15 protein-coding genes are annotated in these 15,950 nt (G+C 49.4%); 3 read left to right on the top strand and 12 right to left on the bottom strand.

Features of this window, described 5'->3' with window-relative positions; genetic code table 11:
• Nucleotides 1-601, bottom strand: a 601-nt coding sequence (locus tag RDV48_31110) for a hypothetical protein (protein MDQ7827285.1), incomplete at its 3' end; no start/stop codon positions are given.
• 530 nt (nucleotides 602-1,131) lie between these two features.
• Between RDV48_31110 and RDV48_31105 the strand changes: the two genes are divergently transcribed.
• The gene (locus tag RDV48_31105; protein ID MDQ7827284.1) at nucleotides 1,132-1,950 is read left to right on the top strand and encodes a metallophosphoesterase; all 819 of its coding nucleotides are present in this window, start codon (nucleotides 1,132-1,134) and stop codon (nucleotides 1,948-1,950) included.
• Between the two features lie 161 nt (nucleotides 1,951-2,111).
• Here the strand turns inward: RDV48_31105 and RDV48_31100 are convergent, their stop codons facing one another.
• The 5 genes from RDV48_31100 to RDV48_31080 all read right to left on the bottom strand — a co-directional run bounded on the left by RDV48_31100 (nucleotide 2,112) and on the right by RDV48_31080 (nucleotide 6,178).
• Nucleotides 2,112-3,620 (bottom strand): hypothetical protein, encoded by a 1,509-nt coding sequence (locus RDV48_31100; GenBank protein ID MDQ7827283.1) that lies wholly within the window; start codon nucleotides 3,618-3,620, stop codon nucleotides 2,112-2,114.
• A gap of 212 nt (nucleotides 3,621-3,832) precedes the next feature.
• On the bottom strand, nucleotides 3,833-4,069 hold the full coding sequence (locus tag RDV48_31095) for a hypothetical protein (protein MDQ7827282.1): 237 nt from the start codon (nucleotides 4,067-4,069) through the stop codon (nucleotides 3,833-3,835).
• A gap of 13 nt (nucleotides 4,070-4,082) precedes the next feature.
• The gene (locus tag RDV48_31090) at nucleotides 4,083-4,946 is read right to left on the bottom strand and encodes a hypothetical protein (GenBank protein MDQ7827281.1); all 864 of its coding nucleotides are present in this window, start codon (nucleotides 4,944-4,946) and stop codon (nucleotides 4,083-4,085) included.
• A 176-nt stretch (nucleotides 4,947-5,122) separates the two neighbouring features.
• Nucleotides 5,123-5,326: a hypothetical protein gene (locus RDV48_31085; protein ID MDQ7827280.1), complete on the bottom strand. Its 204-nt coding sequence runs from the start codon at nucleotides 5,324-5,326 to the stop codon at nucleotides 5,123-5,125.
• A gap of 48 nt (nucleotides 5,327-5,374) precedes the next feature.
• Nucleotides 5,375-6,178, bottom strand: a complete 804-nt coding sequence (locus RDV48_31080; protein MDQ7827279.1) for a hypothetical protein — start codon at nucleotides 6,176-6,178, stop codon at nucleotides 5,375-5,377.
• A gap of 417 nt (nucleotides 6,179-6,595) precedes the next feature.
• Between RDV48_31080 and RDV48_31075 the strand changes: the two genes are divergently transcribed.
• Nucleotides 6,596-9,001: a hypothetical protein gene (locus RDV48_31075; protein ID MDQ7827278.1), complete on the top strand. Its 2,406-nt coding sequence runs from the start codon at nucleotides 6,596-6,598 to the stop codon at nucleotides 8,999-9,001.
• 142 nt (nucleotides 9,002-9,143) lie between these two features.
• On the opposite strand, the gene RDV48_31070 is transcribed toward RDV48_31075, so the two are convergent.
• Entirely contained in the window at nucleotides 9,144-9,902 is a 759-nt protein-coding gene (locus RDV48_31070; GenBank protein MDQ7827277.1) for a methyltransferase domain-containing protein, read from the bottom strand.
• Between the two features lie 1,131 nt (nucleotides 9,903-11,033).
• On the opposite strand from RDV48_31070, the gene RDV48_31065 reads away from it, so the two are divergent.
• Nucleotides 11,034-12,428 (top strand): ankyrin repeat domain-containing protein, encoded by a 1,395-nt coding sequence (locus RDV48_31065; protein ID MDQ7827276.1) that lies wholly within the window; start codon nucleotides 11,034-11,036, stop codon nucleotides 12,426-12,428.
• A gap of 135 nt (nucleotides 12,429-12,563) precedes the next feature.
• Here the strand turns inward: RDV48_31065 and RDV48_31060 are convergent, their stop codons facing one another.
• The 5 genes from RDV48_31060 to RDV48_31040 form a co-directional block, all read right to left on the bottom strand.
• Complete coding sequence (locus RDV48_31060) at nucleotides 12,564-13,430, bottom strand: HEAT repeat domain-containing protein (GenBank protein MDQ7827275.1); 867 nt, start codon at nucleotides 13,428-13,430, stop codon at nucleotides 12,564-12,566.
• 512 nt (nucleotides 13,431-13,942) lie between these two features.
• The gene (locus tag RDV48_31055; protein MDQ7827274.1) at nucleotides 13,943-14,149 is read right to left on the bottom strand and encodes a hypothetical protein; all 207 of its coding nucleotides are present in this window, start codon (nucleotides 14,147-14,149) and stop codon (nucleotides 13,943-13,945) included.
• A gap of 197 nt (nucleotides 14,150-14,346) precedes the next feature.
• Nucleotides 14,347-14,583 (bottom strand): hypothetical protein, encoded by a 237-nt coding sequence (locus tag RDV48_31050; protein MDQ7827273.1) that lies wholly within the window; start codon nucleotides 14,581-14,583, stop codon nucleotides 14,347-14,349.
• Nucleotides 14,584-14,596: 13 nt separating this feature from the next.
• Nucleotides 14,597-15,451, bottom strand: coding sequence for a hypothetical protein (locus tag RDV48_31045; GenBank protein ID MDQ7827272.1), 855 nt, complete (start codon nucleotides 15,449-15,451; stop codon nucleotides 14,597-14,599).
• Between the two features lie 127 nt (nucleotides 15,452-15,578).
• Nucleotides 15,579-15,848 carry a hypothetical protein gene (locus RDV48_31040; protein MDQ7827271.1) on the bottom strand — a complete coding sequence of 90 codons (270 nt, stop codon included), beginning with the start codon at nucleotides 15,846-15,848 and terminating at the stop codon, nucleotides 15,579-15,581.
• Nucleotides 15,849-15,950 lie beyond the last annotated feature (102 nt).

Here is a 15,950-nt window from a genome sequence, read left to right as displayed (position 1 = left end):
CCCCCTCGAGGCCGCCCAGGGAGCGCTCCTCTGCAACGGAGAGCCACCATGCCTCATTCTCAGGCGTGATGACCCTCGAGAGATGCCTCAGGGCGCTTTTGGCGATCCTGCCCTGGAGATAGGCCTCCCGGGTAAGGGGCAGGCTCTTGAGGAGCTCGAAATTGCGCATCAGCTCCGAAGCGGTGCGCCCCGAGAACGAGAGATGCTCCGTGGCGAAGGTCCCCATGGAGCGATATCCCAACTGATCAACCCCTTTCGTTTTAAGAGTAACGAGAAGGCCGCCAAGCACAAGATCCAGTACCAGGTGGCCGCGGACTGCCTCGCAGAGAGTGAAATCAATTTGAGAAGCGCGATCTTCCCTGTCGATTGAGCCGAAAGAGATGTCCTCCGAGAGCTTTTCTGCTTCGGGGATGAGGCCTTCCCTGGTTATCTTGACCAGGTGCTCCGGCCTGCAGAGGCCTCTCGCAGGAAGCTCATAAGGCTCCGGGAGGAGGAGCATGTCCTCGTGGTCCTGCGAACAGCAGGGATCAGCGAGGTGAAGGAGCTCCTCTTCATCGGGAAGGTGCAGAGAGCTATTGGGGCTGAGATCTATGGCGTCCATGCTTTTATTATAGCAGATTGGAAATGAGAAATCAAAGAGGACGATCCAGGAAAACCTTATCACAGAGGCTTTTAAAGGCCATCGCTGCGTGCCCTCCCGCGGGCGTTTTTCAGGCAAAAGCGGTAAAAATGACCCCTGAGGCCTTTGGGTGCAAGCCAGGTGGCCATTCTGCGCTCTGACGGCCATGTGACAGAGGGAGATCGGTGAGAAGAGAGTGGATAAAATATTACGGTATTGCAATGTCCGGCCTTTTGAGCCGGTGGCGGTGAAGAATGTGCAGCGGGCTTTTCGCTGAGGGCCACTGGAGGTTCCGGCATCCATCCTCCCGGCCGGCGCTATAGAAGCATACTAAGTCTTCTTGAATCACAGTGGTGTCCATGCTACAATGAAGAAACAGATGACCGGCCATCCTCTCATGGCGGCAGATCTTTATAGAAGAAGGCACCAAGGTGATATCAGGAAAGAACAGGCCTCTTCACCTCTCCTCTCCCCCAATCTCTCAAATCTTGAGACTTAGGTATATTGTCTCAATGGCATTCCTCGTCCTGTTTATTTCTCTCCGCCTGTCAACGGCCGCGCACGCGGAGAGCTTCCGGTTCGTGGTGCTCTCCGATACGCACCTCGCAATGGATAAGGGAGTGTGCGGGCTGGATTCGCGGACAGGGAGAGCGGTGAAGAAAATAGCGGGGGACATGAAGCCGCGATTTGTCATTCACTGTGGAGATATGATAACTGCCTGCCCTGGTGACAGCGAGGAGAATATCCTGTCAATGGGGGATGTGTTCCGAAGGGGTGTGGTGGATAAGCTGAAGGAGAGCGGGATTGGATTCTTCCCTGCACCGGGAAATCACGATGTGGCGGGGCGAGGAAGGGAGCTCTACGGAAGGGTATGGAAGGGGTTCTCCAACAGGGGCTTCAGGCTTGATGCGGGTGACTATACTCAGAGCTATGCGTTTCATTACGGAAACAGCCTCTTCGTTTCGCTGGACCGGAGCTCGGGGGATATGGGCGAAAGGGATGTCGGGTGGCTTAGGGGCCTGCTGGAAAGAAGCCGGAGCCGTTTCAGGCATGTGTTCGTATTCTGCCACGTGGGGCTGCTGGGAAGCGAGGATAAGCTGTCGGAGAGGCCCGTGGATCGGGAGCTGGAAGGAGTGCTGGAGCGCAACGGGGTGGATTATTTCATTTCGGGCCATTATCACGTGGGGGCAGAGGTGAAGGTGGGAAAAACCCGGCACATCATATGCGGAGCGCTCAACACGTATCCTTATGAATTCCTTGTGTTCACCGTGGACGGGGAGAGCGTGAAATGGGAGAGCGAAAGCGCCGAGAGGACAGCGCTTCCGTTCTGAGCGGCAAGTCAAGGCAGATTGTATAGTGAGGCCGGGGTAAGGCGGTATAAATGAAAAAGCCCCTGGCCGGGGCTTCTTGGAGCAGGTGCCGCTGCGCTCCCGCTAATCTTGGCGATGGATGGTGCCGCCGTATTCTTCCTTCCACAGGCTTCTGTGCATTTTCAGCTGGATTCCGGGGGGAGGCCCGGAGCGGCTTCCTTGCCGTTTCTGCTCGGGCCTGAGCCTTCTTCATGGAGCTTTGCGAGGAGGTTCTTTGCCCAGCCAGAGTCAGCGCGGCCGGTGTTCTGCTCGGCGAATTCTTGTGTCTTCTTACCGCCGTCACCCTGCTGGTTCTCCATGAAGGTGTCGAAGGAGACCTCTCTTTCAAGGTCCTTGTTTTTTATAAGCTCTCTCTCTTCGGTGAGTCTCTCGCCGCTCGCGATAAACTCGATCTTTTTGCTAGAGCTTGCCCTGACGGCTCCATCGCCATCGACCTCGGCGTTCTCTCCCACGCATTTTTTCAGCACTCCCTTGAGAGCCTGCTTTACGGTGTTATCGTCGAGCTCCCGGGAATCAACGTCTATCTGCGCGAGCTTGTCCCCGGTCTTTACATAGTCGCCTTCCTTGATCCCCTGGTCCGGGGTGTAGCCTACTTTCACATCGAAGGGGAGGAAAGTGGATTTGTCCTGGCCGCTGTCTTCGTCGCCCTCTGCGGGGCTCTGCCCGGCTTCATCCCCCGAGAGCCCTCCCTCTCTCAATATTTTTTCAGGATCGCTCTGAAGCTCGTGAAGGGCTTTTTCCTTTTTCGCCTGGGACTTTCCCTTCGCCGTGCTGTCGGTGTTCTGGCCGCTTCCCCGGGAAGGGGAGTTTTCAGTGTTTTCATTGGCTCCCTGAGGGGAAGGGCTTTTCTCTTTGGAGACTCCCGTGCCTGCGTTGCTGCCATTGCCTCCGCCTGCAGGTGAGGCGGCTCCCGGGCCTTGAGAGCCTCCGGAAGAGCCCTCCATTCCTCTGGCTACTCTTGCCTGGTCATCAGAGGAGATGCCGAACTGCATCTGCTCCACGGATCCGGCATTGAAGGAGGATTTGACGCATACCCGCTCTGAGCTCATGTCCACGGGCTCGCCTATGGTGTCCTCGATTGACTGTCTCGCATCGTTCCGCATCGAGGTGAACATCTGGTCGGCCTCGAAGCTGTCTATGGAGATGCCCAGCTGTTCGGCCGTCTCCTTCAGCCCGAGGAGGTCCGCCTTCTCCGTGGAGATCGAGCCTATGGTGTCCCCGCTCTTGATGAAATCGTGCTCCTTCACGGTGGGAGTGAAGGCTACCTTTGCATCGCTGAAGAAGCTGTTGAGCTGCTCGTTGAGGAGGCTTTCCATCTTGCCCTGGAAATGCGACCTGCCGTCGCCTGCTTTCGAGGTCCCGCTCCCCGGTCCGTCTTCATTGCCGGTGCTCTTCTTCTGCGAGCCCTGAGGCTCCCGGGAAGAAACCTCGTCCGAGAAGTCCGTGGTGTCTGTCTCTGGTGTCCCGCGGGAAGGAAGATCGGGCTTTTCTTTCTCCTCTGAGGTCTCTGGAGCATCTTTTTCCGCCCCGGAAAGAGGCGAAGAACCGCTCCTTGTGAAGCGGTCCGTTCCTTGAGCGGCAAGTCTGCCGATATCCATTCTCTCCGGCATGGAGACCCCTCTCAGACCCATGACTTCCCCTTCCCCCTATTATATCTCTTCTCCCGGGAGAAAAGTATTTCCAAAGAGTAAACAATGTAAATTGTTTGTGAAGGTACGGGGGAAAAAGTTAAAATATCAAATCAGGGAGATAATGCTCTGTATCGTGAGGCCATGGACAATCTCCCGGCCGGCATAAATGAAAAAGCCCCTGGCCGGGGTAACTGTGCTTTATTGGTGAATCGTTACGCGGTCTTCCGGTGCTTCGCTTCGATCATCGCCTTGAGTTCGCGGTAATAAGCCCAGGCATTTTCTTCGCCAATCATTTTTCTATCATCAAGCTCTATTCCTATTGCTTCACTCATTCTCATCATTTCATAGAGCTTTGGGTATCTTTTAAGCCTTTCATCCTCGATTTCACTGGAATATTTTTCGCCAGCGTCACCATATCCCGCATTCTTATCAAAAACATCTTCTTTCATTATGCCATTCTCCTCATGGAATGTGTTTTGGAGGCATCTGCAGCATCAACGTATCTATCAATTCTGCCATTTCAATAGTGTTTTCATTGTTGATATCAGGTATGATTCCATACCAGTCAACCGTCTGACTTTTCGTCAAATCCTTTCCGCATTTACCTTCAAGGTAATCTTTTCCCTTATGAGCAAAACCCTTTGGGTCGATGTACTCATAAAAATAAAGTCTTTTCATCCTTCCAACTTTTTTAAATCTTTGAATATCCTGTTTTACTTTGTCGGTTACCTCTGTTTCCCTGTGATCTTCAAGCCAGGTAAGAAACTTATCAAATATCCTGCTGTTGGCGCTCCATGGATGATTGTGTTGCGGATCCGGATCGAGTGAGTATCCGAAAATGCTCCACTGTGCCGCTCCTCTGTGACGATCTCCATCGCTATAAGCGTGAGTTTTTATCGTGGAATAATCCAGCTTCCTCAGTAATGGTATCGCCTTGCGATAATAGAGGTAGGAAAAGCCTCTGGGAAATGGCTTTCTTCTGAAATCATAAGGAAGCATTTTTATAAAAAGAACTTCACCTTTTTGACGGTCAAGCGATCTCTGTATTTCGCCTCCCCCTGTCACCATTTTACCATTCTTATCATAGGTGTGGCAAGTCAATATTCCAGAAATTTGAAGTCTTCCGTCAGAATCTATTTCAGACTTGACGGTCTTCACACTCAATGTTTCGTTTCTATGATTTTTCCCTTCCCCCAGAAGATGCTCGTCTATGATTTGTGGATATACCGGCATATTGACATATCTCTGAATCCTTTGGTAATCCATATCTTGAGCATAATCATCATCGAGCCAGTCATCGGGGACCTCAATCCAGGGAGAGGGCATGGCGGTTCTGCTCCTGTATATAAAAGAGCTCTGTGAAGATCATACAGGAGAGAAGTTGCCGCAGTATTGCCTTCTTATTGCCTCTTCTCGAATTGTGTAAACATTTTGCGAAGTGAATCGTGAGGCCAGGGAAATGAAAAAGCCCCTGGCCGGGGCTCTTATCAGGTGAAATACTCTTAAGCGGTTTTTCTTTGTTTTGCCTCTACCATAGCCTTCAATTCGCGGTAATAAGCCCAGGCGTCATCTTTTTTGATGGTTCTCAAATTGTCCTGTTCTATGCCTAATATACGGCACATGCCAACAATCTCTCTCGGGGGAGGACGATTTGCAAGATATTCATCTATTTCATCAATTTCTCCAGGATCGGTATAGTCTGCCATAAAATCACCTCATTTTTATTATAACGTCTATATGACAATAAGTCAAATTCACTTCATTTTACTGAGAAGATATTCTATCAGCTCTTTCATCTCTATATTTTTATTGCTTTCATCATTGATATTGTGATGGGTTCCGCTCCACCAGACAGATCGAGTGGGTTTATCCTGTGCATCCAAGCCCATCAAGAATTTTTTGCCTGTCTTCTCACAATTGGTATGAGTGTCTTCAGCCAGACTTTTCATTCTTTTAAAAGCTCTTATTTTGTCCTCTGTTGTGTGATCGAGTGCAATCTTTTTTACATTTTTCAGCCAATCAACATACTGATTCAGGGTCTCGTTCATATTGTCATTGGAGTAGCCATAGAGGCTCCAGACATAAGCCCCAAGCAAATTGTATCTCTCTTTTGAGCATTCTGCTATCGTGGTGGGATCGGTTCTTATTTTCTCTATGCCAAGCATTCTCAGGAAAGGAATTGCCCTTCGGTAATATTCCACTCCAAAGCCTTCGATTCTCACCCTGCTTGCACCCATCAAATCGAATTTGCACTTTTTATCACGTTTATTGATGGTTCTGCGAATTTCTATATGATCGGTTCCTGAACCGCCTTGCTTCAATGGCCCTTTTACCTTCAGAACCCCTTTCACTGAGAGAGTGCCGAGCATCACCTGAGCAGTGAATCCTGCTATTTCAATGTGTGCCTTGCTGCAGATGCCTTCTCCCAGGAGATATTCGTTGATGACTGACGGCTTTATCCTGAATCCGAAATATTCCTGAAATGCTCTATATCCCGCATTCCTGGAATAATAATCATCGATCCAGTCATCGGGGACTTCAATCCAGGGAGAGGGCATGATATTTCAGCTCCTGTATGCAAGAGAGCTCTGTGAAGATCATACAGGAGGGAAGTTGCCGCAGTATTGCCTTCTTATTGCCTTTCCTCGAATTGTGTAAACATTTCGTGCGGTGTATCGTGAGGCCGGGGGACAATCTCCCGGCCGGCAAGAAAATTTGTCTGTGTCACGAGTGCCGGTAGAGGGACAAATTTAAAGAGGATTCCTTCCCGCCTGGAAGAATACTATGACACCTGTGCTGACAGGGTATCACGATGTCTTCAGCGTCTACCTGCGCGCATTATTTGTCCCTGAGAGCATACCGCAGGCCATGCGGAAATGGCGATGCAACCGAAATGAGCCATATGGGGGCACGTGCATCAGTGATGCTCCGCTGAGCACTGGTTCGCTCTGAAATATACGGTAAAAGAAAAGCTGGTGAAAATCATTCACAGAAAACTATTCATCGCATTCATTGCAGCCTTGATTTTTGTGCTCCCTGTCACGCCTGCATCCGTGCTCTGCCAGGATGACAGCGCTCCGGATCTCATTGACCCCTGGCCCAAAACGGCGACTGACGGGGGCGTCAGCTATACAATGTACCAGCCTCAAATCGACAGCTGGGATGGTTACCGCATATCGTCGCACGCTGCAGTGTCAGTCGTTCCGACCGCACACGGCACACCGGTCTTTGGTGCACTGTATTTTTCCGCAAGAACGCTTGTAGATAAAACTGCCCGGACCGTTTACTTCAACACCATATCAGCAGACAGTGCCGTTTTTCCCACGGCCCCGCTCTCAGCCGATAAATACCGCGATGCTTTCCTTTCGATTCTTGATAACGGCACCGCGACAATGCCGCTGGACAGGCTTCAGGCTTCACTTGCGATAGTAAAAGCGGAAAGCCAGGTGAAATCCCAGCCGCTTAATAACCCTGACATTACTGTGATATTTTCACAGGTTCCCGCCATACTCATCAATGTAGCCGGCAGTCCCAGGTGGATCCAGATCCCAGGTACCGGACTGAAAAGAATACTTAACACAAGGGCATACATGGTAAGCGATGAGACCGGGAAAATGTATCTGCATATCTTTGATGGCTTTCTCGTCTCAGACACGCTGAACGGCCCCTGGCAGGTTTCCGGAAACACCGCCAGAACTATTGTCGATACCGGGAAAAACCTCGCAAAAAATAATATTGTTGATTTGCTGCCAGGTCAGAGAAATCCACAGTCAAATAAAATGCCGACCCTGTCAAATGGGGCCCCTGCAGTGTATATCGCAACCGCGCCAACAGAGCTTATTATCACGGACGGCGTGCCCGTGTGGGAGCCTGTGAGCGGCACGTCGCTCAGCTATGTAACAAATACGACAGGGAATATTTTTCAAGACTCACGGAGCAAAATATTTTATCTGCTTGTGACGGGAAGGTGGTTCCGCTCCCAGGATCTTGATAGAGCCTGGGCCTATATTCCGGCGAAGGACCTGCCTGAGGATTTTTCAAATATTCCCGATACGAGCCCCAAGGAAAATGTGAAAGCCTCTATCCCGGGAACAGTTCAGGCCGCCGAATCATTGATTGAAAACAGCATCCCGCAGACTACGGTGATAAGCCGCAAGGATACAAAGTTCAACCCGCGTCTTGTCGAGGAGCCGAAGCTGCTTCCAGTTGAAGGCACTTCTCTATCGTATGTGATAAACAGTCTCATTCCGATCATCATGGTCTCGCCCGACAGCTTTTATGCCTGCGCCAACGGGGTATGGTTCACCACAAATGCTCTTAAAGGGAGATGGACAGTTGCAGCCGATGTGCCTCCTGAAATCTACACGATACCACCACGCTCGCCGCTCCATTATGTCACCTATGTGAAAATTTATGACTCGACAAAAGAGAGCGTGACTGAAGGCTATACTCCAGGTTATCTGGGCACTGCCGTCAACTCCGAAAAAACAGTGGTGTTCGGCACGGGGTATGACTACTCTGGAGATAATGATGATGCCACATGGGTGCCCTATCCGCCTACTTTCGGGTATGCGGCCAATTTTGCATGGACCCCGTGGACAGGCTGGGCAATGGGCTACGGCATGGGATGGAACTGTTTTGACAGCTTCGATGATATGGGCTGGGGCTGGGGTGATGCCCCTTACTGGGGCGGGCTGCCGTTATGGGGAAATCCAAACTTTAATCCCGCGAATCTTTATATTGACTGGAGCGGCGTACTGGATCGCGATCCCAACGATTATCAGATAACGTGGGGCCCTGACGCATGGGCAGCAGGAAAAAGCAACATATATCAGTCCGGCAGAAATACCGATACGGCTCCAGCGAGCGGCTACAATGCCTGGAATGGCACTACATGGCCCCATGGCGCAGGACGATCCTACAATTCAATCACGGGGCAGATTGCACCAGGTCAGGATACCCCGGTGAAAAATGTATATGAACGCGGTCAAGTTACCGCTAAACCGGATTTGATTACCGGCGCTCACACTGTCCAGGTCGATGCGGGCGCTCAGAATAACACGGCACAGTCAACAGGTGCCTCACATGAGCCAAAGATTAATTATTATGCTGATAAAAGCGGCACCATATACCAGGATAAAGAGAGCTCTGTGAAGCAGCTCAACAGGAACGGGTCTTGGAGTAACGTTTCTGAAGCTGCGGTGATAAAAAATATCAAGAATGAATCCTGGGCACGATCTACCGGAACTATCCGCTCCAACTCGTCAGCAAAAAATTACTGGGATAAGGGAAGCACAGGAGCGAGCTCCGGTGCCGTCAGGAGTACAGGTCCCCTCGGGAGCTTCGGCGGTTTTTCCGGCAGTGGAAACAGTAATAAATAAGGAAAAGGTGCGGATAATCCCTGTCATGCAGGCACAGCCTCGTGCACTGATGAGGAAGTGAGGGGGCTTGAGATAGTGAGCGGCACAGGGTTATTATTGCTGATACCTGCGGTTCGCCGGCGCCGAACAGACAAACGATTACTCAGCCTTTGCCAGTCCCATGAGGTTCCGTGGGAACCAGGCAGTACATTGCCCAGCCCATGTACGGGCGTTCAAATCGCAAATAATCATCCTGGGAAGTACGCAAATGCTTGAATACCTGTTCCCGGTCGGGGTGTGCCGGGTTTTCTTTAAGCCAACGTATCAGTCCATACCAGTTGTCCGAAGAGTACCTGTCCCAGTCGTCGTGGCTGGCCCGGATGACGTATTCGAGTTCAAAGCCTTCTTCGCGGGTGATTCGAGCCAGTTCCGCTTCCGGGTAGGTGCCTGTCTGTTTCCGGGCGTATTCCGGGGGTATCTTATCGCTGAGCCAGTAGGTTTCACCGATGCCAAGGCGTCCCTTCTGGTGAATAGCCCGCTTCATTGGCTGGATGGTCTGCCTGTAGCCGCCCCAGATAAACGTGGCCCCGATGCAGGTTGCCGCATCGAAAGCTCCCTCTTCGAACACGTAGTCAGCCCCGGGAGAGCAAACGATTTTGATTCGGTCTTCCAGCCCTTTGGCCGCCAGCTTTTTCCTGGCCCGGTCGCAGAAATCCTCGGATATATCGATACCGGTGCCGGTGATGCCGAATTCCTCCGCCCAGAGAGCGAGGGGCTCGGCGCAGCCACAGCCGAAGTCGATGATCCGGCTGCCTTCTTTCAATCTGAGTATTTTGCCCAGTTTGATGATTTTTTCGGGCGTGGAAGGGTTCAGTATCTCCATATCCCGGTGTGAAATACTCATCAGGTCAAAGAATTCCATGGTTCAAGCTCCTTCAGGAAATGGTGACTGTTGAGGATAGAAACTTAGCTCCTGGCTTCCCCCGGCCTCCGCAGAAATAAATTATACAAGAAATTTCCGGAAAAGTCTATAAATTTTCCCGGCGAAAGGCGCTTTCCGCCCCTTCAGCGCAGAGGAACCCTAGCAGGCGCATGGGCAAGGGATTCCCGGTGAAATGAAGAAGCCCCTCGCGGGGGCTTTATGCGGTCTTGCGGTGCTGCTGTGCTTTTCCCGCGGGCATAAGTTCTGCCATACAATAATCAGGTGGAAGCTTTTTATAAAAAGCTCCTAGAAAATTGGGATCAGTAGATGAAATTACCTGTGCTTTTTCAGTAAATATTGTATCGCCATCAGGCTTTTCTATGACATGACTTTTATTGACTGTTCATATGTGATTGGATAGCACTGTAGCCCCATCATAATGGACTTTCTGACATATTCGGATCAATTACCTCATCAAGCAAAGAGTTTATGGAACGTTCTATGCTCGAAATGCCTATACCCAATACTTTTGTCACCAACTTCAGCAACTCGGTCGCTGTCGTGGCAAAAACCGCGGCAAAACGCCTGGCGGGAACACGGGGCCTTTGAGATTTAGGCAGATATTTTCTTGCCGCTGCCTGCAGCGTTCTTGCTACGATGGAAGTAATCACGGCTGCATAGACGAGAGCAAGCACCACATTCTCGTTCCCGGTATTCAGGTCTTCCAGATGATAGTAGCTTTTGAGCTTTTAAAAAGCAGCTCAATCTCCCAGCGGTAACGTTATGCCTGTGCAATCTCTTTATGAGTCGAAAGTCCTCTTCCACGAAATGATAAAAGCCTTTATACGCTCGGGTTTTGAAGCTCACTTGCACCTGAAAATCCACTACTTCCCTTTTCAGCTTGTCAAGAACATCCTGAAGATGAAGCCCTTCAGTTTCTTTCTTCCGGCCATGCTGGGTAAGATTGGAGCCTATCATCAAACGATTGGCATTTGATCCTTTCAGTTTTTCTCCTTAACCGATTATGCATGTGCGGGAAGAACTTCAGCGAGAGCGAAATACTCTATGGTGGAGGAACTGCCCGGGAAGAGATGAGAGAAACGGTTTTATACTCTTGAGGTGATATCTGTGATGAAAACAGCAATCATGTGCATTCTTCTGATAATAGTATTTTCCATCAGCTCATGCAGTCTCAGGGGAAAAAGTGACTTTGAAAAGTTATGTGAGGCCCTTAAAAACAGGGATGTCCCATCGGTAGAAAGGCTGATTAAAAAGAATCCAGCCTTAATCAAAGCCACTGTCGGAAAATGGGGAGACACTCTTCTCAACTACGCGGTAATGAACGATGACATTGCCATGGTTGATTTTCTCACGAAGAGCGGGGCAGAGGTAAATGCCGGAAACCAATGCCTTCAGACACCTCTTTATCTTGTTCTGATTTACTCTCCTGCAAATAAACAAGCTATTGCCACACATCTTATCAATGCAGGAGCCGATGTGAATGCAAAAGATGTAATGGGAAAAACCATATTAATGCAAGCTGCAAAGACAGGAGACCTTGAAATTGCAAAACTCCTGATATCTGCCGGAGCAGACGTGAATGACAAAGATAAAAATAATTCAACTAGCCTGCACGAAGCTGCACGTTTCGGGAGAAAAAAAATGATCGAGCTTCTCATGGCGAGCAAGGCAGACTTAAACGTAAAAGATAAAGAGGGGAATACGCCGATAAAATTGGCGATGCGAAACGGCCACATTGAAGCAGTGAATGTATTAAAAACAAGAGGCGCCCGCATTGAGAATATTACCGTCTTTGAAGCGGCGGCTCTGGGAGACATTGAAAGCGCAAAAAGACTCTTTGACAAAAATCCGGAGATTCTCAAGAGAAAGAACAAAGAAGATGGTGATACTCCTCTGCATTACGCTGCTCGGAAAGGGCAAAACGGTATGATCAGATTTCTTCTCTCAAGAGGTGCTGACATTGAAGCTACAAATTCACATATGGAAACGCCGCTTTGCAGTGCCGTATCAGAAGATAATCTGGAAACCACTGAGATTCTTCTCTCTCAAGGTGCTAGAATAAACAGTGTGGATAAAACTCATCGATCACCTCTTTCGTGTGCAGTATTTTCATCTGGTGAGGAGATGATCACACTGTTACTCAATCGCGGGGCCGACGCAAAAATTATGGATAGTGAAGGTGATACAGTTTTACACAAGGCTGTGCTGAGAAAAAATGTAAATATCTTGAAACTCCTGATGGCACGAGGTGCCGACATCAATCTGAAAAACAAGGAGGGCGCGACACCGCTGTTTGGTGCAGTCTGTGAATCTTATGTCATGAAAGACTCTTTCGGTATGTATCCAACAAACGACAAAAATGAGGATCTTATCGCTTTTTTCATATCGAACAGCGTTGACTTGAATGTGAGAGATAAAAGCGGCCATACTCCCTTGTATTATGCGAAAAAATACAGGCCCAGAAATATTTCGGATCTTCTGAAAAAGCATGGAGCAATAGAATAACTCTCACCCGTGATATGAAGTTCTAAATTTTCCTCACAAGTGAGGTATGTCTTTCCAGATAAGCTGAAGTGGACTCCGGGAGCAGGATACAAGGAGACGGCAGAATTCTCTCATTTCCCGCCTCCCCGGGCCTCTCTACCTGTTCCCTTTTTCCAGCGCCTCCTGGACTTTTTTTCTCACCTCGGCGTCAGGGTCCCCCTTTATCGCCTTGAGAGCGGCCCTCACCGCCGGATCTTTCGGTGCAACGCAGCCCAGGGCATAGGCGGCAGCCTTTCTGCAGTACAGATAGCTGTCCTTTGTAAGGGCTGTGAGTCCGGGAACGGCACGCTTCCCCCGGGGCCCGATTTTCGCCAGGGCATAGGCGGCATCAATTCTCACGCTCTGCCTGTCCCTGGTATCCTTCAGGCTGGCAATGAGAATATCAATCACCTGGTCCGGCACAGGTTCCTTTCCACCATCATAGAGATTTCCAATCTGGCTCACTGCCTGCTGGCGCACATCTTCATCGGCATCTTGAGCGTATTTCACAAGATCGCTGATGGCATCCATTCTGCCTATCGCCGCCAGGGCCTCTATTGCGGCAACTCTGGCAAAGTTCCCATTGGTAGAAGCTTCCTTCCTGACCATGGGGAGGGCCGCCTTTGCATCGGGCCCGATCTGCCCGAGGGCTTTCATTACTTTCTGCGGAGAGGTGCGGGCATTGAAAAGTGCCATGAGAGTGGGAATTGAAGCCCTGGCTTTTGATATGCCAAGCGCCAGCACCGCGCAATCCACCGTATCGTAATCGCTAGAGGCAGTCGCCTTGATAAAGACGGCAACCAGCTCATCATAGACGGACTGGGATATATCGGGCGCGGGAGAGGTATCCGCTACAATCTTATAGGTGTCCCTCTTGCTGGAATCTATCTCGTCCTTCATCAGGGCGGGAGCGGCGAATTTGAAGGTAAGCGCTTCCATCTCCCAGATTGCCTGGAGTCTCTGCTTCTTAAAGATGCTGTGCATCTGCTTCATCCAGCTCTTTATTGATTTTCCCTTATATACGGTTCTGGTATCCGTGATAACCGGGGAGGCCGCAGCAGGCCCGCCTTTCAGCAGCAATGCAAGAAGCGCAACTGAGAGTGACATATACACAATGAAGACAGCCTTGTGATTCAAAGTGAGAGCCCTCCCCGGAAAAAGGTGAAGACAGCCCGTCGTTTACCGATTATAGAAGCGGCGCAAGAGACGGGCGCCGCAGTGGCAACACCATAAAGATCATAGCAGATATCTGCAGCAATGTCCACAGGCAGGGACGCGCTGGTTTTCAGGTATAGTGTTCGCCCTTTGCATGTAAATCCACCCCTCCTGTTCTGAATTTTCTTTATGCATCAATAATTCTGCTGCGTTACCCTTCTCTGTTTCACTTCAGGGTAATATCTATCAACCCTTTTATTGATGGTTCTGCGAATTTCTATATGATCAGTCCCTGAACCGCCTTGTTTCAATGGCCCGGTTACCTTTAGAACTCCTTTCACTCAGAGAGTGCCAAGCATCACCTGAGCCGTGAATCTTGCTATTTCAATGTGTGCCTTGCTGCAGATGCCTTCTCCCAGGAGATATTCGTTGATGACTGACGGCTTTATCCTGAATCCGAAATATTCCTGAAATGCTCTATATCCCGCATGCCTGGAATAATAATCATCGAGCCAGTCATCGGGGACCTCAATCCATGGAGAGGTCATAATATTGCTGCTCCTGTATGCGCGAGGGTTCTGTGAAGATCATAAGGAGAGAAGTTGCCGCAGTATTGCCTTTTTATTGCCGATCCTCGAATTGTGTAAACATTTTATGAAGTGAATCGTGAAGCCAGGGGACAATCTCCCGGTCGGCATAAATGAAAAGCCCCTGGCCGAGGCAACTGTGCTTTATTGGTGAATCGTTACGCGGTCTTCCGGTGCTTCGCTTCGATCATTGCCTTGAGCTCGCGGTAATAGGCCCAAGCGTCGTCTTCCCAAAGCATCCTATCTCCATCAAAATCTGTTCCAGAAGCCTCACATAACCTCATTATTTCGTATAGTTTGGGGTATCTCTTGAGCCTTTCTTCCTCTATTTCACGAGAATATTCTTCCCCGGCATCACCATATCCCACATTCTTATCAAATATTTCTTCTGACATTATGTTTTTCTCCTTATGGTATGCCTTCAGGAGGCGTTAAAGTCATAATCATTTCTTTCATTTCAACAGTTTTATCATTGTTGATATCCGGTATGATTCCGTACCAGTCAACCGTTTGACTTCTTGTCAAATCCTTCCCGCATTTCCCTTCAAGATAATCTTTTCCAATGTGAATATTTCCTTGCTTATCCACATATTTATAGTTATTCAAAAACCGCAATCTTCCCTTTTGTTTGTATAGCTGTATATCTCTCTTGACCTCATCGGTTATTTCTGTTTCCCTGTGATCTACAAGCCAGGTGAGGAACTTGTCAAATATCCTGCTGTTAGCACTCCATGGATGATTATATTGCGGATCTGGGTCCAATGAATATCCAAATAAACTCCATTGTGCCGAGCCCCTGCGAGTATCTCCATTGCTATAGGCGTGAGTTTTTATCGTGGTATATTCTAATTTTCTCAGCAATGGTATAGATTTTCTATAATAGAGGTAAGAAAAGCCTCTGGGAAATGGCTTTCTTCTGAAGTCATAAGGAAGCATTTTTGTGAAATGAACTTCACCTTTTTCACGGTCAAGCGATCTCTGTATTTCGCCTCCCCCTGTCATCATTTTACCATTCTTATCATAGGCGTGGCAAGTCAATATTCCAGAAATTTGAAGTCTTCCCTCAGAATCTATTTCAGACTTGACGGTCTTCACACTCAATGTTTCGTTTCTTTGATTTTTCCCTTCCCCCAGGAGATGTTCGTCTATGATTTGTGGATTTACCGGCATATTGACATATCTCTGAATCCTCTGGTAATCAATATCTTGAGCACAGTCATCATCGAGCCAGTCATCGGGGACCTCAATCCAGGGAGAGGTCATAATATTGCTGCTCCTGTATGCGCGAGGGTTCTATGGAGATATCATACAGGAGAGAAGTTGCCGCAGTATTGCCTTCTTATTGCCTTTCCTCGAATTGTGTAAACATTTCCTCACGCCCCCTTCGCCGTCATCCCAGCTTTGAGCCGTCAATACGCCTGTTGATGGAGCCTGCATTTTCCTCAACATACTCATCATCGAGTAAATCCACATAGCTGAGGGCAGCCGTCAGCCTGCAGCAGTAATACAGCTTTGCTAGTCTCCCGTAATGGGCCCTGGGAAGGTCCTCCCTGCAGCGCTTCAGGTAGGAGGGGATCAGGCCGATCATGAAGGAAAAGCCTTTGGGGAGCATCGCTGCAGATTCAAATCCCTCATCCCTGTGCTTTTCCAGCTCAGTCATCACGAATGACCTCAGTATCACCAGGTCGTTCGGATCAAAGTCCTCGCTGTCCCAGCCCGGTTAACTAAACCAGATTTTCCTGTGGATTTCCCATTTACCTTT

Source organism: Candidatus Eremiobacterota bacterium, from assembly GCA_031082125.1.
Taxonomy (GTDB): Bacteria; Vulcanimicrobiota; CADAWZ01; order CADAWZ01; family Ess09-12; genus Ess09-12.
Note: the sequence above shows the minus strand (reverse complement) of the source record. Positions and strands in the feature narration are given on the sequence as shown.

What these genes read in the sequence shown, in the direction of transcription:
- RDV48_31105 (MDQ7827284.1), top strand. Translation starts at nt 1,132, where the DNA reads ATGGCATTCCTCGTCCTGTTTATTTCTCTCCGCCTGTCAACGGCCGCG.
- RDV48_31100 (MDQ7827283.1), bottom strand. Translation starts at nt 3,620, where the DNA reads ATGGGTCTGAGAGGGGTCTCCATGCCGGAGAGAATGGATATCGGCAGA.
- RDV48_31095 (MDQ7827282.1), bottom strand. Translation starts at nt 4,069, where the DNA reads ATGAAAGAAGATGTTTTTGATAAGAATGCGGGATATGGTGACGCTGGC.
- RDV48_31090 (MDQ7827281.1), bottom strand. Translation starts at nt 4,946, where the DNA reads ATGCCCTCTCCCTGGATTGAGGTCCCCGATGACTGGCTCGATGATGAT.
- RDV48_31085 (MDQ7827280.1), bottom strand. Translation starts at nt 5,326, where the DNA reads ATGGCAGACTATACCGATCCTGGAGAAATTGATGAAATAGATGAATAT.
- RDV48_31080 (MDQ7827279.1), bottom strand. Translation starts at nt 6,178, where the DNA reads ATGCCCTCTCCCTGGATTGAAGTCCCCGATGACTGGATCGATGATTAT.
- RDV48_31070 (MDQ7827277.1), bottom strand. Translation starts at nt 9,902, where the DNA reads ATGGAATTCTTTGACCTGATGAGTATTTCACACCGGGATATGGAGATA.
- RDV48_31065 (MDQ7827276.1), top strand. Translation starts at nt 11,034, where the DNA reads ATGAAAACAGCAATCATGTGCATTCTTCTGATAATAGTATTTTCCATC.
- RDV48_31060 (MDQ7827275.1), bottom strand. Translation starts at nt 13,430, where the DNA reads ATGCACAGCATCTTTAAGAAGCAGAGACTCCAGGCAATCTGGGAGATG.
- RDV48_31055 (MDQ7827274.1), bottom strand. Translation starts at nt 14,149, where the DNA reads ATGACCTCTCCATGGATTGAGGTCCCCGATGACTGGCTCGATGATTAT.
- RDV48_31050 (MDQ7827273.1), bottom strand. Translation starts at nt 14,583, where the DNA reads ATGTCAGAAGAAATATTTGATAAGAATGTGGGATATGGTGATGCCGGG.
- RDV48_31045 (MDQ7827272.1), bottom strand. Translation starts at nt 15,451, where the DNA reads ATGACCTCTCCCTGGATTGAGGTCCCCGATGACTGGCTCGATGATGAC.
- RDV48_31040 (MDQ7827271.1), bottom strand. Translation starts at nt 15,848, where the DNA reads ATGACTGAGCTGGAAAAGCACAGGGATGAGGGATTTGAATCTGCAGCG.